The organism is Acinetobacter sp. P1332 (assembly GCF_044057475.1).
Classification (GTDB): Bacteria; Pseudomonadota; Gammaproteobacteria; order Pseudomonadales; family Moraxellaceae; genus Acinetobacter; species Acinetobacter johnsonii.
Genome location: NZ_CP171157.1, coordinates 3,317,782 through 3,338,853 on the forward strand (window position 1 = coordinate 3,317,782; position 21,072 = coordinate 3,338,853).

Genomic DNA, 21,072 nt, shown 5'->3' on the forward strand with positions numbered 1-21,072 from the left:
CACCCGCATGCTGCAATACTCAACCAATATTCAGTTAAATCAATACCGTTTAGGTGTTTGGTATGCGTCTTATCGACTGTTTATTGGCTGCTGTTTGTTGTTGGTTTATCTACTGACCTATGAGCAGTTGTTTTCAAATTATCAATATCCAATATTGTATCGTTCTGTCCTGATTGGCTTTATTTTTATCAGTGCCTTTCAGCTATTGAGCCTCAAGCATGTGCGCAAGCGCATACCACTTCAGCTCACCTTGTTGTTTATCATCGATGTCATTAGCCTCAGCTTACTCACTTTCGCCACCGACGGTCCGAACTTACAGTTAAGCTTATTGTTTGTGATCACGATCTTTGCCTCTTGTGTATTGGTCGATAAACAAAAAGCACTCATCATTACCTTGATTGCTGTGATTACACTGGTTTATCAACACTTTATTGGAACGCTATTTTCAATTAGTTCACTGAATACCATTGGCAACAGTGCCGTGCTCGCCTTTTTGTTCTTTGTGGTTTATGGGTCTGGACAAATTGCAGTACGACGTTTTCAAGTCCTTGAAAATTTAAACTTCTATCAGTCCCAAGAACTGGATCAACTGCAAAACATTAACCGTTATATTTTAGAGCAAACCGAGCTCGGCTATTTGGTTCTCGATGAAAACTGCCACATGGTGCTGAGTAATCCTGCAGCCTGTGCATTATTGGGTATCTCCCCGATTTATGCTCACGATAAATATCCTTTGTACAAAGCACAGCCTGATTTATTTGAACTCCTCAAATTCGACCAACTGAAGAATGGAGAAAAATTCCAATTTACATCCCAGCTGAGTCGCTTTCAAATTCAGATCGAAATTCAAAAACTTCAAGTCCCGAACCAAACACTGACCTTATTCGTCCTACAAGATGCACAAAAAATTAATCAACGTGTACAACAACTCAAGCTGGCTGCACTGGGTCAACTTTCTGCCAGTATTGCCCATGAAATCCGCAATCCATTGGCTGCCATCACCCAAGCCAATGAATTGATGCAGGTGAACGATCCTGAGCAAGCCCTGTTACAGAACATGATCGCCAAACAAGCCTCACGGATTGATAAAATTATTGGCGATACACTGAGCATGGCACGCAGTAAAGAAACCTATCCAACCTTGATTGATGTCGCCGCTTTTTTAGAACGTTTTATCGTTGAAGATTTGCCCGATGTCAAAGATCAAATTGATTACCGCATTTCCGATCAAGCTCAGATTCAGTTTGATGAACAACAACTGAGGCAAGTGCTGATCAACCTGATTCGAAATGCCATTCGGCATAATGCAGCTGAAGCCGAGCACATTCACATTCGAGTCTATAGCTATAAAAACCTCGTCCACATTGATGTCTGCGATTTTGGTGAAGGGGTCGCCACTCAGGATCAAAGCACCCTGTTTCAACCGTTTTTTAGTACCTCAATCAATGGAACTGGGTTAGGATTATATTTATCCCATAGTTTCTGCGAAGCCAACCAAGCTAAGCTATACTATGTAGAACAAAAAATAGGGGCATGCTTTCGGATTGAATGCCCCCGTATAAACAATGACGTGTAATTTTTGGGGTTAAACGTGGAAAAAAAACCACTTGTTTTATTGGTGGATGACGAACAAGACTTATGTACACTGATGCAAATGTCTTTAAGTCGGATGGGGATTGATACACGTATTGCCTATCGCTTACAGGAGGCTGTTCAAGCACTTAAAACACATCAATATGATGCCTGTCTGACAGATTTGAATTTACCTGATGGTAATGGATTAACGCTGGTGGATTTTATTGCTCAAAATTATCCTAATCTACCTGTAGCTGTATTAACTGCTTATGGCAACATGGATATTGCGATTGCAGCACTTAAAGCTGGTGCTTTTGATTTTGTCAGTAAACCGATCAACCAAAAACATTTAGAGCAACTTTTACAAAAAGCCTTTAATCAGCCCATCAGTCATCTGCATATCCAAGAAGATACGCTTGAACATCGTCTGCTGATTGGTCAGTCCCTTCCTATTCAACAGCTACGTATCACCTTAAAGAAAATTGCACGCTCGCAAGCCCCTGTCTTTATTACGGGTGAATCAGGCACTGGCAAAGAAGTGGTGGCTAATCTGGTACATCGCCTGAGCAATCGCAATGAAGGGCCATTTATTGCCATTAACTGCGGTGCCATACCGACCGAACTGATGGAAAGTGAATTGTTTGGACACCGTAAAGGCAGCTTCACAGGGGCCACTCAAGACAAACAAGGGCTGATTCTCTCTGCACATGGCGGCAGTTTATTTTTAGATGAAATTGCCGAGTTACCGCTCACTATGCAGGTGAAACTGCTGCGCGCGGTACAAGAAAAACGCATTCGCCCAATTGGGAGTGACACGGAAATTGATGTCGATTTTCGTGTGATTAGTGCCAGCCATCAAGACCTAGAAGCACTGGTACAACAAGGCAAGTTCCGTCAGGATTTGTACTTCCGCATCCATGTCATGGACATTGTGCTGCCTGCCCTACGTGAGCGTGGCAATGACATTATTCTTTTAGCACAACATTTCATTCAGAAAATCTGCCAAGAATGGGACATCCCAGTCAAACCACTGAGTGAACGTGCACGTGAGTTTTTATTGGCCCAATATTATCCAGGCAATGTGCGTGAACTACGCAATATGATGGAACGTGCCATCACTTTAAGTGATGAAAGCAGTATCGACTTACCACACTTGCAAACAGCACCACTGCGACCGATTGCTCAGACCAACTATGCCAATGCCACCCAACAAGGTACTATTGGCAATGATCAACTTAGCCATGTGCCTTCGCGTAAATTGCCCGAAGAGGGTTTAGAGCTGTATTTAGAAAAAATTGAAAAAGAAATTTTGATGAATGCGCTCAATCTCACCCACTGGAACCGAACACTAGCGGCTAAAAAGCTCGGCATGTCTTTCCGTTCTTTACGTTATCGCTTGAAGAAATTCGGGCTAGATGGCGAAGACGATTCCGTTTAGAGACTTAACGACGATTCATTAAAATCTCTGCCACATGTTCAACATAGCTTTCGTCTTTGAGTTCATGTGGCATTGGGTACACCTGATTTGGCGCAATCCCCACCCCCTCAATCATTTGCCCACTTGGGGTGTAATAGTGTGACACGGTCATTTGCAGAGCTGCGCCATTCGATAGTGGAAATAGTTTTTGCACCACGCCCTTACCATAACTTTTTTCACCCATCACCCACGCCCGTCCATGCTCCTTCAACGCAGCGGTAAACACTTCCGCAGCCGATGCAGAGCGGTCATTAATCAAAATGCCCACTTTTAAATTTTGAAACTCGAGGCTAGGTAAGGCCTGAAACTGCTGATCCCCTTCGGAACGGCTTTGAGTTGAAACAATCACCCCTTGATTTAAGAATAAATCGGCAGATTCAACTGCGGCAGACAACAGCCCCCCGGGATTATTTCTGAGGTCTATCAAGACCGCTTTTAAACGCGAAGACTGGTGCTCTTCAATCAGTTGCTGAATTTCATTGGCCGTATCCTGTTGGAACACCCGCACCTTGAGCACCAAAACTTGGTTATTCAACAGTTGCGCCTGGATATCGGTTTCAACTTTTCGAGTTCTGACCACATTGATTGGTGTGGCGTTGGTTTTTAATTGTAGACTGACGGTACTGCCAATCGCCCCACTGAGTAATTCATTGACTTGAACATGGTTGAGCTTGCGTAGCTCTTGATCATCCACTTTAAAAACGGAGATCCCATTTTTTAAGCCCAGTTTGCTGGAATCTGAGTCAGGTTTTAATCCACGAATCAGCCATTGTTGTAAACGGGAATCGAACTCTAAACTGAAGTCAACTGAAGCCAAATCCCCTTCAGTATATTGCACCAGTTGTTTATATTCTTGAGGAGATAAATAGCGAGAATAACGGTCTAAGCCACTAACTAAACCTTTAATGGCCTGTTGAAAGAGTGCTTCATCACTACGTTCAGCCACATAATTGTCTTTGACTAAACCGTAGATTTGCACAAATTGTTGAATGGATTCAATCGGAACCTCAACATAACCTTGTTCCAATTCATCATCAAAAGCGGGTGCTGCCGCTGTTTTTGCAACAGCCCCCATCGGGTGGATCAGAGTCAGACCTAAAGCAATCACTACACCTATTGAAGTCCACGATGCTTTTGCCATTTACCCACCCAAATTGATTTATACGTCTAATGTAATTAAGTTACGACCTTGCATGTCTGCTGGAACAGGAAGATGCATCAAGCTTAACAAGGTTGGTGCGACATCGGCCAATACGCCCCCCTCAGCAATGGTTGCTTGGGTTGGGCCAACATAGATAAAAGGCACCAATTCTGTCGTATGCTGAGTATGCACCTGACCACTGTGATAATCCTGCATTTGTTCAACATTACCATGGTCAGCCGTAATTAACATATGGCCTTTTTGTGCCATCACCGCCTCATAGACACGGCCTAAGCATAAATCAACGGCTTCAACAGCTTTCACAGCAGCATTAAATACGCCCGTATGACCCACCATATCACCGTTGGCATAGTTCACCACCAACAGATCAAACTCGCCTGAGTTAATCGCAGCCACCAATTCATCGGTTACTTCATATGCGCTCATTTCTGGCTTGAGGTCATAAGTAGCCACATTCGGTGATGGAATCAAAATACGTTTTTCACCTGGATATTCATCTTCACGACCACCACTGAAGAAGAATGTCACATGTGCATATTTCTCAGTTTCAGCAATACGTAATTGGGTTTTACCAAGGTCTGAAAGATATTCACCAATCGAGTTTTTTAATGCTTCAGGCATATACGCCACAGGCGCATCAATACTGGCTTGGTAACGTGTCAACATCACAAACTTAGATAGGTTTGGTACAACTTTACGCGCAAAGCCAGCAAAATCTTTTTCAACAAACGCTTTGGTAATTTCACGCGCACGATCCGCACGGAAATTCATAAAGACGATGCTGTCACTGTCTTGAACTTTTACGGCATCGCCAATGCGTGTTGCTTTGACAAATTCATCAGATTCGTCTGCGGCATAAGCCAATGCTAAACCTTCAACTGCTGTAGTTGCAGTACGTGTTGCTTCAGACTCTGTGAGTAAACGATAGGCTTGTTCCACACGGTCCCAACGGTTATCTCGATCCATCGCAAAATAACGACCAATCAGACTCACAATACGACCTTGATTTGGATATTGAGCAAACAATGCATCTAATTTTTCTAAAGAAGGCTGTGCACTGCGTGGCGGGGTATCACGACCATCTAAGAAGGCATGGAGATACACGGTTGCACCGCGTTTTAACGCAAGTTCAGCCATGGCAACAATGTGGTCTTCGTGTGAATGCACCCCACCTTCAGACAATAGCCCCATGATGTGCAACGCACCACCCGCTGCTTTGGCTTTTTCAACGGCATCAACCAAAACTTCATGCTCGAAAAAAGCACCCGTACGAATGTCTTTGGTGATTCGGGTAAAGTCTTGATAGAGCACACGCCCTGCACCCAAGTTCATGTGGCCCACTTCAGAGTTGCCCATTTGGCCATCTGGCAGACCCACGTCTTCACCAGAACCTGAAATTAAGCTATTCGGATGCTTTGCTTCAATCGCTGTTAAATTCGGTCGATTTGCTGCTAAAAAAGCATTGTCTTCGATCGCTTCACGGTGTCCCACACCATCCATAATGACCAGTACGTGAGGGATTTTGCCAGCAGTTGCATCCGCCATAATAAGCACTCTTTTTTTGTCTACAAATTCATCGCTCTATCTTACCGAATTTTCGGTCAAGACTCTATGCAGGCATGATGGTTTAACACCATCATCCGCATTGTTTTCTTCAATATCGTACAGTTATCGCGCACGTTGTAATAAATAACCACCTGCGACAAACATCAGTAAAATCGGCACAAAAACAAACCATGCGGGTGAAGGCGAATACACCAAACTTGCATAACCCAAGAAGTCTTGTAGGTAAAAGAAACCTAAGCCTGTAAACAGTGCAATCACCAAACGAAAGCCCATCGATTGTTGGCGCAGTGGACCAAAAATAAAGGAACAGGCGATCAATACCAAAGCAATCAAGGCAAATGGAGACGCCACTTTCTGCCAAAAAGCCAACTGATAAGTTTTAGGCACTTGGCTGTATTCATGCATATAGCTCATGAAACTGACCAATTGACTCGGTGAAAGGTCTTCAGGATCAATCGTCACCATGTGCACATATTTCGGCTGCAGTGCCAATGCCAAAGGCGTTTCAGCGGCCTTTTGTGCCGTAGCATTGCCTGTCGGCAGCAAATCAACTTGGGCGGTATTTTCTAAAATCCAATGACCATCTTGCACAAACTGACCTTGCTCAGCATTTAAAACGCCTTTCAAACGAGCATTATTATCAAAGTCGACCACTTGCACATTTTTCAGCTGACCTTGAGAATTGGCATAATCAACATAAATAAAACGCTGCCCTTCTCGTGTCCAGTAACCACGTACTTCACCAAGTTCAGCCACAGTTCGATGGCTTTTCACACCTTTAGCTTGCTCATTGGTATAAGGAATCACCCATTCACTTAAAGCGAATGACAGTACCACCAAAATTAAAGCCGAACGAATCACCCAACCAACAATCCGCCAAAGACTCACCCCCACCGAGCGCATCACAATCAGCTCACTGTTTGAAGCCAAAGTGCCCAGTCCCAGTACCGAGCCAATTAACGCGGCAATCGGTAGAATCTCATAGAGATATTGCGGTGCTCCCCACAGTACATAACGTAAAGCATCCCAAGCGCCATAACCTTCTTTAAGAGAGCCTAACTCACCCAAATAGGTAAATAGAATTTGCAAGACCGATAAAATAGCGGTAGCACCCAGCATCGCCATCGCGGTGGTTTTGGTCACATGTTTTGCGACTATACGACGTGCGAACATGATTAAGACCCCGCTCGTTGTAATGTTTTCTTAATTTTTGGGGCAAGCTTTTGCTTACGCGAAAACAAAGCCGCTGCTATCGCATAGATCACCAAGATCATTGGATAAGCCCAAATCCCCATTTCTTCCTTACTGACTCGAGTTTTAATGGCCATCAAAGCCACGATTAAACTGGCAAAAATAAGCAATGCAGGGAACAACTTTAAATAACGGCCTTGGCGTGGGCTCACTTCAGATAAAGCCACAGCAAGGAGCAACGCCACTACAATGGCAAACGGTACAAAAATACGCCAGCCCAACTCACTCGCCACAACAGGATCATTACGATTATCCCAAAGTTTCATGGTGGACAATGCTTCAACATCGGCACTTTCAAACTTTGCTTCTTTATCATTTTCTAAACGTAGGCGATAAGACTGAAACTCGGCTTGGCTATAACGCGGCTGTCCCGGATAAATTTCATAACGGCGACCTTGCACCAAATCCACCACATTGGCTGGATCGTTTTCAATTTCAACCCGCGTGGCTTCTTTGGCCAAAATCATCACATCAGGCTTACCTTCTGCTTCAGCGCGTTGATAGAAGAAGATATCTTTGAGGTTTTTACGGTCTTCGGATAAATCACCCGCATAAATGGTATAGGGACCCGATGAAATAAACTCTTTGGGTCGAACCAAATCAAAACCAGTACGCACCGCCTGACTGGTGGTGAGTTGCTCAAACTGACGAACACCCCACGGTGCCATCCATAGCATCAGCACTGCCTGAACGGCAAGAAACACCACGGTCATAGGAATCAGCAGTCGCCCCAATTGGTTACGACTGACGCCACTACCATTGAGTACTGCCATTTCATGATCGACATACAAACGACCAAAAACCAGCATCAGCCCAATAAAAAAGCCTAGAGGAAGAATCAGCGTTAAAAATTCAGGCAAACGATAGCCAATAATGCTAAATAAAATACCTGCATCTAAGCGACCCTGCGCGGCTACGCCAAAATACTTGATCAAACGACCGCCCATCATGATCAAGGTCAATAAGGCGATCACAACCAAGGATGTCGACACCACTTGTTTGACCAGATAACGCCGAATAATCAAATTAATTCTTCCAAAAATAGGTGAATAAAAACTAGCGCTAGTTTACCCGAATAGTGAAAATATAAAACCTGTACTCTTGTTGCACTTTGCAACTCTATTCATGTTAATGTTTCAGTGGTTTAATCATTTTCAAACTTTATAAGGCTTAAATAAAACTTATGAAACTCTCTATTAATACGTCATTCACAGAGAATACGTCTAGCCAATTTTTGTTGATATTAGTAGATTCTGAAAACACGCAACATCTTGCAAATGCTTATCAAATTAATGATTTAAACAACTTAATTGAAGCGACTCAGTTTAAAGCTGTGTTCAATGAAACCTTGAGCCTCATTGGTCAAATTCCTGCAAGCCCCAATGCAGCCTTGGTGGGTGTCGGGAAAGCAGCTGAATTACAAGCAGCAAAGCTGGTGAAAATTGCTCAAACCATTATCAAAGCTTCACAAAAAAAATTCAAACACATCAGCCTTGACCTTTCAGCCCTTCCAGCTGAACTCCATTATTTATTTGCCCTCAGTTTGACGCAAGCGGCATATGCTTTTGATGAATTCAAATCAAAAAAAGCCGACAACGTACTTGAACAGATCAGCCTGATTGCCGCTGAGTCGCCGCTGAATGCTGCACAACTTAAACTGATTGAAGCTGTGCAGTCAGGTCAAAGCTTTGCACGTGACTTAGGCAACCGTCCGGGCAATATCTGCTTCCCTGAATATTTGGCAGAGCAAGCCTTAGAACTGGCAGCCCAATATCCTGACCTACTCCGTGTTAATGTCCTTGATGAGCAACAAATGGCTGATCTGGGCATGCATTCCTTCCTTGCGGTGAGCAAAGGTTCAGACCGCCCAGGCCGTATTATTACCCTTGAGTATCAAGCTGAACGTACTGAAGCCCCAGTGGTCTTGGTCGGTAAAGGAATCACCTTTGATACAGGTGGCATTTCATTGAAGCCGGGTGCTGGTATGGATGAAATGAAATACGACATGTGTGGTGCAGCATCGGTTCTAGGGACGCTCCGTGCCCTGTGTGAATCACGTTTAGCCATTCATGTCGTAGGTACGATTGCGGCAGCTGAAAATATGCCTTCAGGCAAAGCTACGCGTCCAGGTGACATCGTGAGCACCATGAGTGGTCAAACCGTTGAAATTTTAAATACCGATGCAGAAGGTCGTTTGGTGCTGTGCGATACATTGACCTATGTGAAGCGCTTTAACCCTGAACTGGTCATTGATATTGCAACCTTAACGGGCGCCTGTGTCGTGGCACTCGGTTCAGTCTTAACGGGTATGTTTACCCCAGACGACAAACTGGCGGCCGAACTATCTGAAGCAGGTCAAAATAGCTTTGACCGCGTCTGGCGCATGCCTGTGATTGATGACTATCAAGAACAGCTAGACTCTCCATTTGCCGATATTGCCAATATTGGCGGGCCTAAAGCCGGTGCTGTAACTGCAGCGTGCTTCTTGCAACGTTTCACCCGTGATTACCGCTGGGCGCATTTGGACATCGCAGGTACAGCATGGAACTCGGGTGCCAATAAAGGGGCAACCGGTCGCCCAGTACCCTTATTGATGCAATTCTTAGCTCATCGTGCGCAGTCTAATGGCTAATATTAGCTTTTATCTATTTGAACAAAGTCCTGAACGACAAGTCGAAAGTGCTTGTCGTTTATGTCGTAAAATCTTGCGTCAGCCAGAGCGAATCTGGCTGTATGCAAGCGACCCTGAACTACAACAGCAATTGGATGAACGTTTGTGGAGTTTTGATGATACGAGCTTTATTCCACATGGCATTAATCAAATCGATGCGCGCATTTGTATCTCAGCCCAACTGCCTGAGCAATCCGATTGGATTGTGTTCAATTTTAACGATCAAGCTCTTGAACAGTTCGAAAAATTTAGCCACATTATAGAAATTATTGAAAATAACGAATCGGCCAAACAACAAGGTCGTGAAAAATTTAAACAATATAGACGTCTCGGGGTTGAAGCTCGAACCTTCAAGCTTTAAATGATTCCCCCGTCTAAATAAGGAGATGCGTAGTGGCATTGAATGTTGGTCCAGATTTTAAACAGCGCTGGTTAAATGTACCTGATGCTGTTCGTCAGGCCTTTATTGATGACCTGAGTCGCGTCTGCGATGTACTCAAACCTGAAACAGGTTTGCACAGTTGGATTGAACAAGACCAACGCGCTCAAGCCGTCTCGACCCAGAAAATTGAACAAGCGTATGCCGATCTGAAAGCACAGCTGATTGAAGAAGCGCGAATTCGTAAACAACAAGCGTTGGAAAAATCACTAGCAGACAAACGCGCAGCGCAGGAAGCTTATGCGGAAAGCCTCAAAAAAGACGAAATCCGTCAGTTCAATGAGCAAACCCAAGCTTTAAATGTGATGCGTCAAAGTGTCGATCAAGAAATTTTGAGCTACACCGCACGCTACGAGAAAACACCTGAACAAGCTCTGGACTATGCCAAAGGTAAATTTGGCATAGATGACTCACAAATTTTGTCTGAGTTAGAAAGTGTCCGTTTACGTTTAGAGCTTGAAGCGGAAACCTTAATTGAAGAGTCTGTAGCCAGCTACCGCAGTAAGCTGCAAGCCGCGGCTCAAGAAGAAATTGACTATATTTTGAAAAATTCAGACTTTTCTGATGAAGTGGTGTCCAATTCTGCTTAACAGGCCTAAGCTTCCACTTAAACTCACTTCGGTGAGTTTTTTTATGCACCCTTGTTTTGCTCGGCTGATGTGCTCTGTCTCGATCTCAAACCAACACATCAACCATAAATGATAAGGTATTGCCCACACCATAACCAATCGCCAACAAACTACCAATCCAAATCAGGCCACCAGTCACGTTGTACCACATAAAAGTCGCCAAACTCATATGCCCTGCGCCCGCAGCAAAAGGCGCGAAAGAACGTACAAAAGGAATAAAACGTGCTACTAAAATGGTTTTACCGCCATGCTTTAAGAAATATTGATTGGTCTTCATCATATATTCGGGTTTCAGCCAACGCGAATGCTGATGGGCAAATTTAAAGCCCAGCTTCTGACCAGTATAATAATTGACGATATAGCCCAATACGGCAGCAATCATCATCAAAATACCCATGGTATGGATATGGATTAAATCCGAGCTGGAACATAAGGCACCAATGGCAATCAGTAAACTGTCACCCGGCAAAAAGAACATAAAAACGAAACCAGTTTCTGCAAAAATAATCAGAAAAAGAATCGCATAAATCCAAAGGCCGTATTCTGCAAGCAGTACGGGCAATAATTGTTCTAGATGGAGAAAAAAATCAATCATTGTCACCGATCCGTTCAATGAACTGCGTACTATCTTTCATCATACTCAATTGCTTACCTATTAATTTCAAAAGAAAAACTCCCTCATTTTGGGCAAATAGGGAGCTCATCTTTTGTCTATTCTTGCTGCAATCTAAACGATTTTTCTATTTCAAGAAACCATTTTGTGCCAAAAAGTCTAAACTAATTTTAGATTGTGGGGGAGTTTCCGCAGCCTTATCACCCATCATCAAACGTTCAATGTAGCGTGCTAACACATCCACTTCAAGGTTCACTTGACTGCCTGCCTTCCACGTTCCAATGTTGGTTCGTTCAGCCGTATGCGGAATTAAATTGAGGCTTAAAATACGCCCACGCAAATGATTAATGGTTAAACTGATTCCATCAACCGTGATCGAGCCTTTTTCTGCCAAGTAACGTGCAATCTCAGCTGGCGCAGTCACTTCAAAATAAAGCGAACGTGCATCTTCACGCACAACGGTGATTTCACCCACAGCATCGACATGACCTGACACAATGTGTCCACCAAAACGTGTGGTGGGCAACATCGCCTTTTCCACATTAACACGTTGTCCAACTTTCCAGTGGGCCAGTGTGGTTCGGTTTAAACTTTCACGTGAGACATCGGCAGCATACCAGTGCTCACCCCAGTCAATCACTGTGAGGCAAATGCCATTGGTGGCAATCGAGTCACCCAAATGTACATCTGACATATCAAGATCTGTACCAATGCGCAACCGCACATCGCCACCGACATTTTGTACGCTTTCAACTGTGCCCAGACTTTCGATGATCCCTGTAAACATTTCTGATTTCTACCTACCTCTATATTTTTACCACAGCGCCAACTGTGTCGTAACCCCAGATGTATCGACCCCGCCCAATTCGGCATAATGGTACAACTGCCCCAGTAGCTGACGAATTGGCGGACCTGACTTGGCATGGGTATCCGTGATCACAATAAACTCTAACACACGCGCACGCTCAGACTGACGCTGCTTACTCACGCGATAACGCGGTACATCCTGCGTTAATAAAGTCACGCGACCTCGCTCCAAATTGGCTTTGAGCAAGTCCCCTGCTTCAATATTACCATCGGTTGAATAACTGGTCAGAATGTAACGTGCATTGATGGTCGAAAGTAATTTTTCATATGCCTCTTTGGCATACTTTGACGAGTTATAAGGACTCGGACGCTCTTTGCGCCACGCACGGTCAATTCCGCTTTTAAAACCTTTGGTGTCTGGTGTTGGTAAATCTACCTGATCCCATAAGGTTAAAGCATTTAAGACATGATAATTACTGCTGTAGGCATGCTGGTTATAGGGTGGATCTAGATAAGCTACATCGACCTCAAAACTGCTCATTTGGTTGGCCAAATGCTGCGCATCGACACACCACATTTCAGCCATCGGATTCTTTTGCTTATTATCACCCACTTCACTAAAACGACTTGGAGTTAACCACAACAAGGATTCAATCCGCTCTAGCGCTGTTTGGGTTTTACCGCCCCAACCATGGTGGAAACTTTTAAAGACGCCGGAAGTATTGCTGACAAAACTTGCAGAATACAGCAGCGGTGCTAGTAAAGCAGACATCTCCACATCATCGATTGCCCCTTGTGCCTGCCATGTGGCAATTTGCTGACGAATCGCATCAATGCGCATGCCGTTGCGACGTTTGAAGAACAAACGATCTCGGCTTGGATCATAAATTTCATCATTTCGCGGACACAGATTATGCGTTACCCAGCCCTTAACTTCAGGCAAGCGGTTTAAATAATCAATGGCTTTTTGATAACCACCCAACTCTTTAAATGCAGGCGCTTCGGTACAAGCCAAAATGGCATGGTTCAGGGCATGGCTATACGGCTCCCAGTCATTGGCAATCACGCGATAACCATTTTGACGCGCCAAACGCGAGACCACGCCCGAACCCGCAAAGAAGTCGGCAAAAATAGGCGCACGACCATCTGCACGGTTTAAAGTCCCTGTACTCTCAAGCGCCTCTAAAATCAGATGCAACAGACGGCGCTTATTCCCCAAATAAGGAACAAGTTGATGAAAGAGATATTCATCGGTGGTACGTGCCGCGTGACGACGTTTATGATAAACCGTAGACTCTGAACTCATAATGACTCTTGAGAAGGGATAAGCGTTAAGCGCACATCATCACCGAATTGTGTGACATCCATAAGCTTAAAGCGGAGTTGCTCTGCCATCTGAGAAAACTCAGCATTGAACATTGCACGTGCAGACTGACCCAATAAGGTCGGTGCAACATAACTAATCATTTCATCGACCAACTTTTCTTGTAAAAAAGCCGTCGATAACGTTGCACCTGCCTCAACCATGACATCATAAATTTGATGCGATTGAACCAACTGCTTTAATAACTGATCTAAAGGCTGTACAGCAAACTGTAGCACGCCTAAATCAGCCAATGCTTGCCGATAAGGCCCCATCACCATCACGGTATCCGGCTGCTGTAAAATTTGGGCCGTCAGAGGCAAGCGGCCTTGACGGTCGAACACCAGACGTTTCGGTTGTACAACCGTTGTCAGATCCGTAACACCCTGAAGCTGTCTGACATTGAGCTGAGGATCATCGGCCAGTATAGTTTCAATCCCCGTGATCACGACGCCAGAAATGGCACGAAAATGCTGAACATCTAAACGTGCGTCTGAGCCTGTAATCCATTTTGACTCACCCGAAGCCATCGCCGTTCGACCATCTAAACTAGAGGCAACTTTTAAACGCACATAAGGCATGCCAGTAGCCATGGCTTTTAAAAAGCCCGCATTCAACTGATGCGCTTCGGCTTGGCAAATACCGACATCGACCTCAATGCCTGCTTCTTTTAAGATTTGTACCCCTTTACCGGCCACCAAGGGGTTGGGATCTGGACAGGCAATCACAACCCGCGCCACACCTGCCTCGACCAAACCTTTGGCACACGGCGGTGTACGCCCATAATGTGCACAAGGTTCTAAAGTGACATAAGCCGTTGCGCCTTGGGTCTGTTCGCCCGCTTCGCGCATCGCAAAAACTTCTGCATGGGGCTGACCCGCTTTAGGGTGATAACCCGTCCCCAGCAACAGCCCATCTTTGACAATGACACAGCCTACATTTGGATTTGGCTTGGTGCTGTATTGACCTTGCAGTGCTAAAGCAATCGCTTGTTTCATCCAAGCTTGGTCGGCGTGTAAAGCACTGGACTGTAATTCAGACATGGATGCCAACTCGCTTAATGTTCACGTTGTTGCATTTGTTCAATTTGGTGGCGAAAGGCGTCGACATCTTGAAAGTCTTGATAGACCGATGCAAAACGCACATACGCAACATGATCTAACGAAAATAAAGATTGCATAACAATTTCACCAATGGTGCGTGATTTCACATCTCGCTCACCTAAACGGCGGATTTGTAGCTGAATATCGCTCAAGACGGTTTCAATTTGCTCTTGCGTCACGGGACGTTTTTGTAAAGCATGCATCAAGGAGCGACGCAATTTTGCTTCATCAAAAGGTTCACTTTTGCCATCCGACTTGATCACACGAGGCATGACCACTTCATAACTTTCAAAGGTTGTGAATCGTTCACCACAACTAATACATTCACGACGACGACGAATTTGACAACCTTCAGCGGCCAAACGTGAGTCGATCACTTTACTGTCTTCAGCGTTGCAAAATGGACAATGCATAGTGGTTAAATTGAACAAATTTGAATGGTTTTAGAGTGTAGCAAAAATTCGGTGTTTTGTAGAGTTTTACTCTAGATATAGAAAAAAAACAGCCCTTTCGGGCTGTTTCACACAATATATTGATTATACTGTTTATTTATTATTCTATTGATTAGTCCACGCGTTCGCCATGTTGGCTCAAGTCTAGGCCCATACGTTCATCATCAGATTCAACGCGAATTCCAATCACCAGATCAATCACTTTTAAGATAATGAAGGTTAATACTGCTGAGTATGCAATCGTTGCCAATACCCCTTCAACTTGAACCCAAAGTTGATGCATTACATCACTTGGTGCTTTGTCGCCCATGATGAAATCGCTTGCAAAGAATGCCGTTAAGATTGCACCGACAATACCACCCACACCGTGTAAACCAAATGCATCTAAAGAGTCATCGGCTTTTAAAGCACGTTTCAATGCACTGATACCCCAGAAGCACACCACACCACCGATTAAACCCATCGCCAGTGCACCGCCGACAGTCACAAAGCCTGCTGCTGGTGTAATCACTACCAGACCAGCAACCGCACCAGATGCAGCACCGAGTACTGAACCTTTACCACGTGCAACTTTTTCAGTAATTAACCAAGAGATTGCCGCTGCTGCTGCTGCTACTTGAGTCACGAGCAATGCATAACCTGCTGAGCCGTTTGCTCCCAATGCAGAACCACCATTGAAACCAAACCAACCGACCCACAGTAGGCTTGCACCCACAACGGTTAATGCCAAGTTGTGTGGAGCCATTGATTCACGGCCTAAGCCCATACGTTTACCGAGCATGTATGCAGCAACCAAACCTGCCACACCTGAGTTGATGTGTACAACAGTACCGCCAGCAAAGTCGAGTGCGCCATCATTTGCTAACCAACCACCGCCCCATACCCAGTGAGTAATTGGTGCATAGACCACGACTACCCAAATCGAGATGAAAGCGATAAATGCGCCGAATTTCATCCGTTCTGCAATTGAACCACTAATAATGGCAACTGTAATGATGGCAAAGGTCATTTGGAAAATAACGAATAGAACTTCAGGAATAGTTCCTGTGAGTGCATCTGTGGTAATCCCAGTCAGCATGAACTTATCTAAGCCACCGATAAAGGCATTACCCTCACCAAAGGCCAATGTATAACCAATGATAACCCATGCAATACTCACCACTGCCGCAGCAACAAAGCTATGTGCCATAGTGCTTAAGACGTTTTTCTTACGAACCATACCGCCGTAGAATAACGCTAAACCTGGAATGGTCATTAATAAAACCAGTGCTGTGGAAACTAAAATCCACGCCGTATCACCTGTATCTAATGTTGGTTCTTCTTCTGCAGGTGCGGGTGCTTCTACTGGAGCAGCAACGGCTTCAACCGCTTGTACCGCTGGAGCAGCCACATCCGTTGTTTCAACCACTGTGACTTGTTCTGATGGAGTTGGCGCTGTTGCTGCTTCTTCAGCCCAAGCAACAGAACCACCTAAAAGTGCGCCAGATAAGCTCAGCGCGAATAGCATCTTTTTCATTCGTATCCCCCAACCTAATTTGTGCGAGTTATGTGTTACTCAGCAAACTTCATGCCAAATTAAACGGCATCGGCACCTGTTTCACCTGTACGGATACGGATGACTTGCTCTAAATTTGTGACGAAAATTTTACCGTCGCCAATTTTTCCTGTGCTAGCAACACGTGTGATTGACTCAATCACCGCGTCGACCATTTCATCACTGATCGCGATTTCGATTTTTACTTTTGGTAAGAAATCAACAACATATTCAGCGCCACGATAAAGTTCAGTATGACCTTTTTGACGACCAAAGCCTTTGACTTCGGTTACCGTGATCCCTTGAACACCAATTTCAGACAGTGCTTCACGCACATCATCCAATTTAAACGGTTTTACAATTGCAGTTACGAGCTTCATGTTTGTTTTCCTTCGGCTTATTTCACCAGTAAGGTTTTATGTTCAAATTTCATGCCAAAAATTCTTAGGTTGGGGGGAAAAGAAAGTCTGACATGAGTTTTCTTTATACCCTATTCTATACATTTAAATGCGTTTTGAGCTTCAAAATTCAGGTTTTTTAGTCGAAGATTTATGATTTTTTTACAATCGATGAAATCATATTTCATCTGAAAGGCTATAGAGTCAGAAGCAGCAATGGTACACTGCTGTCACGTCTCCAACTGTTGGATATAGAAATGATTGAAACTTTATTACAAGCCATACTGGAACAAGTCGAACAACCTAAACAAGACTTAGAACATAATTTACGCGCACTGCTGAATGAAGCGGTGACCAAGATGGATTTGGTTTCCAAAGATGAAATTGAGCGTCAACGTACTGCACTGAATAATGCCAATTTGCGTTTAAATGACTTATTGAAACAAGTGGAAGCTTTAGAGTTACGCATTCAGAACAAAAAATGAGCACCTGTTTGGTGCAACAAAAGACGCATAACGAATTAAAATAATGCACTATAATGGAACAAAAGATGTCTTTTGCCAAAATTTACACTCGAGCTTTGCTCGGTTTACACGCACCTTCGGTTGAAGTTGAAGTTCATCTGAGCCAAGGACTACCCTCTTTAACTATTGTGGGGCTTCCTGAAGCAGCGGTTCGGGAAAGCAAAGATCGGGTGCGCTCCGCCATTATCAATAGTGGCTTTCAGTTTCCGACCAAACGCCTCACCATCAACCTTGCGCCCGCAGATCTACCCAAAGACAGCTCACGACTAGATTTGCCTATTGCACTGGGTATTTTAATTGCCTCTGGCCAGATCCCTGAGCAAGGAACTGAAAATTTTGAATTTATAGGTGAGTTGGCACTTGATGGGCAACTGCGACCAATTTCAGGTACTTTAAGTATTGCGATTGCCTGCCAGCAAGCTGGGCATCAACTGATTTTACCTGAGGCCAATGCGCAAGAAGCCTCTCAACTGCCTAACTTCCAAGTGTTTGCAGCGCAACATTTAAAACAAGTCTGTGAGCATCTGTCGCAAAACCATCTCATCCAACAGTTTCAACCCACGGCGCTAAAAGCCTCCCAACATTACAAATTTGATTTGGCCGATGTTAAAGGTCAACTACGTCCGAGACGTGCCTTAGAGATTGCGGCAGCAGGTGGTCATTCTTTGCTATTTAAAGGACCGCCAGGAACAGGGAAAACCCTATTGGCTTCACGTTTAGCCAGTATTTTACCGCCCTTGAATACGCAAGAGAATTTGGAAGTGGCGAGTATTTACTCGGTGGCCAATCATCAACATCCTTTTGGGCAGCGGCCATTTCGTGCACCGCACCATACAGCTTCTGCGGTTGCCTTAGTCGGTGGCGGGTGTCATTTACAAACAACTATGCGACATTCCAAACAACTATGCGATAAATTACAGCTTTTATCTTTACAGTAATCTTTATTTGAAATAAATCATTGAATATAAAAAATAATTTAATATAATTTAAAACAATATCAAAGTACTAACTATATATTTGGATCTTGCAATGTATAATATCTTTTTAAATAATATTAAAGCAGCACGTAAATTAAAAACACAAAAAAATATTGCTGAAGTAAGTCTGAGTATTTTTAGAATGCTTATTCAACATATTTGTATTTCAAATGCAGAATATATAAATATTTTAGCTAAAGAAAGTTCTGAAAACATGTCAAAAATTGATATTAGTTTTATTGAGCTATCTCAACCGGCCGATGGAACATGCGTTGATTTTATAAGTAACTCTCTAACACAGATAGCAAAATTGAAAAACAGCTCTTTAGCTAGATTCTACTTTGAAGATAAAGATATTTCAAACGAACCTGCATTAGTAGAATGGCTACAAATCAAAGAAATATCTTTAAGAAATATCTTACATACATATGTTGAAGATCGAAATGAAAGTATCTTTGGTCATGGTATTTCATCAACTAATTTATTTTTAGATATCGATATTATTGAATATATTTTAGAAAAATTAAAAGTTTATCTACCAGAAAGTAAAGGCGACGATTTTTTATTTTTTCCTAAAAATTTTAATATCTCTACTCCTATTCAAACATTAAGATTATTTGATGGAAATCCTACGTGTTACAGAAAAATCAAAAAAACTAATAATGGGATGATTCATGTTACTGCTAAAGTTCAAACATCCTTAACAAACGCTACCGATCAATCTTATGAAGTACCAAATAAAATTTTTAATATTTCTACAAAAAAAACTTATGAGGTATATGAATATAATGATTGGAATCCGCTAATTTTTTTACCAGAGAGAGCTATATCAGTAGCTGACTTTACAGGACGAAAAAAAGAAATCACTGAGCTTATTGACTGGTTTAATGATCCAGAAGACTCAAAACGATGTCTTGTATATGGTGATGGTGGCATTGGAAAGACAACTCTCATTTTAGAATTTATGCATCGTGTCCTTGAAGGTTCTATTGAGGTCGAATGGAAACCCAGTGTTATTACTTTTTACACAGCAAAAAAGACTCGTTGGGGAATACATGGTTTAGAATCACTCACGAACAACAATCTAGGCGTTGCAGATGTCGCTTTACATATAGCACAACTATTAGAAGTCAAACTTGACAATAGTTGGTATCAAAAAGATGCAGAAACTATTATTCAAAAATTAAAAGGCTTACTTGAAAAAGAGAAGATTAAAAAAAATGAGCATCTCATTATTTTAGATAATACAGAAACTATGGCTGAAAATGATGATGATATTATTAATCTAGGTAAACAAATACACTTACTTTCCCGTTATGCTGGAAGAGTAATTCTTACTTCTCGTCGTACAGAAAGACTTGAAGCAAGACCAATTGAAACAACTAAATGGTCCGATGAAGAAGGTGTAGAATATATTCAAAAAAGAGGAGATATATTAAATATTGATGCAATAAAAAAGGCTGGCATACCTACTTTAAAAAAAATCACTCGAGAACTCAATAATAAACCATTGATTTTGAATGTTTTCATTCAATTTGCAAATGAACTACAAAGCTCACTTAATAGCGCATTAGATAAAGTGAAAAGATTACAGGAAAAAGACTTAGGGATGTTCTTGTTTTCTGATGTTTGGGAAAGATTTAATGAAAAAGAAAAGCACTTTTTACTTCTCTTAACCTATTTTGGTCCTGATCATGATCAATATTTTATGCAATTAGCTTCTGATAAAGCTAATTTAACTTTTTCTTTAGCTCAGAGCACATTAGAAGGTAGTAAAGGGATTTGTCAACTTAGTAGTATTGATGGCCAACTTCAGATTACTTTCAACAATGATTTTATGAAATTTTGTAAAGATAGAACTGTAAATTTTAATGATCAAACACATCCTCTTCAAAAAGATCTAGAAACAATCCAAAAAAGATATATAGAGTTTTTAAAACATATTGAAGTAGAAATATCAGATAATGATCAAAAAGCTTATTTAAGTAGGTTTGCACGGGCAGCTAGAAAATTCTTTAATGAGGGTAATAAAGAACAAGCAATTTCATACTATGAATTAGCGATAGATGAGGATCCAACAAATATTTGGTTATTAGAGAAGTATTCAAACACTCTATTTATATATAAAGATTTTCTACCAGCATTAGAAAAAATCAATAAAGCTACTAACATTGATCCTAATCACTCAGAACTCCAATTTACTAAAGGTAAAATATTAGCCAGAATTAAAAATAAAACCAAAGAATCTATAACGTGCTTAGATTTAGCTCATAAACTCGGGAAATCTATGCACCTATGTGAGTTACAAAAAATATATGCTTATTTAGCAGATGGAGATATAGAGCACGCAACCATATCATTAAATATCGCTAAGAGTAATATCCCTAACGATTCTTATTACCAAAAGTGCAAGATAGAAATTGAACGCTTAGAACGCAAAATAAATCAATATATATTGCCTCTATAGAAAATGTTACTTTAGATGTATTTATAGAATTACCTATAAGCACATTAATGAGGGTCAATAAATT

At 42.5% G+C, this 21,072-nt stretch carries 18 protein-coding genes and 1 pseudogene; 8 read left to right on the top strand and 11 right to left on the bottom strand.

All coding sequences use genetic code 11. The annotated features are described in order from the left end of the window. Nucleotides 1-7 precede the first annotated feature (7 nt). Complete coding sequence (locus tag ACFN7Z_RS16315; RefSeq protein ID WP_010325696.1) at nucleotides 8-1,576, top strand: PAS domain-containing sensor histidine kinase; 1,569 nt, start codon at nucleotides 8-10, stop codon at nucleotides 1,574-1,576. Between the two features lie 72 nt (nucleotides 1,577-1,648). Continuing rightward, nucleotides 1,649-3,013, top strand: a complete 1,365-nt coding sequence (locus ACFN7Z_RS16320; protein ID WP_395442680.1) for a sigma-54-dependent transcriptional regulator — start codon at nucleotides 1,649-1,651, stop codon at nucleotides 3,011-3,013. 4 nt (nucleotides 3,014-3,017) lie between these two features. Here ACFN7Z_RS16320 and ACFN7Z_RS16325 read toward each other — a convergent pair whose 3' ends face one another. The 4 genes from ACFN7Z_RS16325 to lptF form a co-directional block, all read right to left on the bottom strand. Then, a complete protein-coding gene (locus ACFN7Z_RS16325) occupies nucleotides 3,018-4,193 on the bottom strand; it encodes a S41 family peptidase (RefSeq protein WP_010325694.1) in 1,176 nt (391 codons plus the stop codon). Between the two features lie 18 nt (nucleotides 4,194-4,211). Then, on the bottom strand, nucleotides 4,212-5,759 hold the full coding sequence (gene gpmI / locus ACFN7Z_RS16330; protein WP_010325693.1) for a 2,3-bisphosphoglycerate-independent phosphoglycerate mutase: 1,548 nt from the start codon (nucleotides 5,757-5,759) through the stop codon (nucleotides 4,212-4,214). Nucleotides 5,760-5,882: 123 nt separating this feature from the next. Further along, nucleotides 5,883-6,953 (bottom strand): LPS export ABC transporter permease LptG, encoded by a 1,071-nt coding sequence (gene lptG, locus ACFN7Z_RS16335; protein WP_010325692.1) that lies wholly within the window; start codon nucleotides 6,951-6,953, stop codon nucleotides 5,883-5,885. Nucleotides 6,954-6,955: 2 nt separating this feature from the next. Continuing rightward, a complete protein-coding gene (lptF, locus tag ACFN7Z_RS16340; protein WP_010325691.1) occupies nucleotides 6,956-8,056 on the bottom strand; it encodes an LPS export ABC transporter permease LptF in 1,101 nt (366 codons plus the stop codon). A 158-nt stretch (nucleotides 8,057-8,214) separates the two neighbouring features. Between lptF and ACFN7Z_RS16345 the strand changes: the two genes are divergently transcribed. From ACFN7Z_RS16345 to ACFN7Z_RS16355, 3 genes are read left to right on the top strand one after another with little or no spacing between them, the layout of a single operon-like run. Further along, nucleotides 8,215-9,663 (top strand): leucyl aminopeptidase, encoded by a 1,449-nt coding sequence (locus tag ACFN7Z_RS16345; protein ID WP_010325690.1) that lies wholly within the window; start codon nucleotides 8,215-8,217, stop codon nucleotides 9,661-9,663. Next, entirely contained in the window at nucleotides 9,656-10,063 is a 408-nt protein-coding gene (locus tag ACFN7Z_RS16350) for a DNA polymerase III subunit chi (protein WP_010325689.1), read from the top strand. The genes ACFN7Z_RS16345 and ACFN7Z_RS16350 overlap by 8 nt, the downstream gene beginning before the upstream one ends. A gap of 32 nt (nucleotides 10,064-10,095) precedes the next feature. Then, nucleotides 10,096-10,731, top strand: a complete 636-nt coding sequence (locus tag ACFN7Z_RS16355; protein WP_010325688.1) for a hypothetical protein — start codon at nucleotides 10,096-10,098, stop codon at nucleotides 10,729-10,731. An 85-nt stretch (nucleotides 10,732-10,816) separates the two neighbouring features. Here the strand turns inward: ACFN7Z_RS16355 and ACFN7Z_RS16360 are convergent, their stop codons facing one another. From ACFN7Z_RS16360 to glnK, 7 genes are all read right to left on the bottom strand, one after another. Continuing rightward, nucleotides 10,817-11,365, bottom strand: a complete 549-nt coding sequence (locus ACFN7Z_RS16360; protein ID WP_004692848.1) for a VTT domain-containing protein — start codon at nucleotides 11,363-11,365, stop codon at nucleotides 10,817-10,819. Between the two features lie 145 nt (nucleotides 11,366-11,510). Further along, nucleotides 11,511-12,170, bottom strand: coding sequence for a riboflavin synthase (locus ACFN7Z_RS16365; RefSeq protein WP_010325687.1), 660 nt, complete (start codon nucleotides 12,168-12,170; stop codon nucleotides 11,511-11,513). Nucleotides 12,171-12,197: 27 nt separating this feature from the next. Then, nucleotides 12,198-13,496 carry a DNA adenine methylase gene (locus ACFN7Z_RS16370; RefSeq protein ID WP_004692850.1) on the bottom strand — a complete coding sequence of 433 codons (1,299 nt, stop codon included), beginning with the start codon at nucleotides 13,494-13,496 and terminating at the stop codon, nucleotides 12,198-12,200. After that, nucleotides 13,493-14,596, bottom strand: a complete 1,104-nt coding sequence (gene ribD / locus ACFN7Z_RS16375) for a bifunctional diaminohydroxyphosphoribosylaminopyrimidine deaminase/5-amino-6-(5-phosphoribosylamino)uracil reductase RibD (protein ID WP_010325685.1) — start codon at nucleotides 14,594-14,596, stop codon at nucleotides 13,493-13,495. Before ribD ends, ACFN7Z_RS16370 begins: the two co-directional genes overlap by 4 nt. Before the next feature lie 14 nt (nucleotides 14,597-14,610). Beyond that, on the bottom strand, nucleotides 14,611-15,069 hold the full coding sequence (gene nrdR, locus ACFN7Z_RS16380) for a transcriptional regulator NrdR (RefSeq protein WP_004692852.1): 459 nt from the start codon (nucleotides 15,067-15,069) through the stop codon (nucleotides 14,611-14,613). A gap of 151 nt (nucleotides 15,070-15,220) precedes the next feature. Continuing rightward, the gene (locus ACFN7Z_RS16385) at nucleotides 15,221-16,624 is read right to left on the bottom strand and encodes an ammonium transporter (protein WP_010325684.1); all 1,404 of its coding nucleotides are present in this window, start codon (nucleotides 16,622-16,624) and stop codon (nucleotides 15,221-15,223) included. 59 nt (nucleotides 16,625-16,683) lie between these two features. Continuing rightward, the gene (gene glnK, locus ACFN7Z_RS16390) at nucleotides 16,684-17,022 is read right to left on the bottom strand and encodes a P-II family nitrogen regulator (protein WP_004281042.1); all 339 of its coding nucleotides are present in this window, start codon (nucleotides 17,020-17,022) and stop codon (nucleotides 16,684-16,686) included. Nucleotides 17,023-17,297: 275 nt separating this feature from the next. On the opposite strand from glnK, the gene ACFN7Z_RS16395 reads away from it, so the two are divergent. The 3 genes and pseudogenes from ACFN7Z_RS16395 to ACFN7Z_RS16405 all read left to right on the top strand — a co-directional run bounded on the left by ACFN7Z_RS16395 (nucleotide 17,298) and on the right by ACFN7Z_RS16405 (nucleotide 21,008). Continuing rightward, complete coding sequence (locus ACFN7Z_RS16395; RefSeq protein ID WP_004692854.1) at nucleotides 17,298-17,525, top strand: accessory factor UbiK family protein; 228 nt, start codon at nucleotides 17,298-17,300, stop codon at nucleotides 17,523-17,525. Between the two features lie 65 nt (nucleotides 17,526-17,590). Next, a pseudogene (locus tag ACFN7Z_RS16400) lies at nucleotides 17,591-18,436 on the top strand (YifB family Mg chelatase-like AAA ATPase); the annotation flags it as partial. A gap of 157 nt (nucleotides 18,437-18,593) precedes the next feature. Beyond that, nucleotides 18,594-21,008: a tetratricopeptide repeat protein gene (locus tag ACFN7Z_RS16405; protein WP_000282330.1), complete on the top strand. Its 2,415-nt coding sequence runs from the start codon at nucleotides 18,594-18,596 to the stop codon at nucleotides 21,006-21,008. Nucleotides 21,009-21,072: the final 64 nt, after the last annotated feature.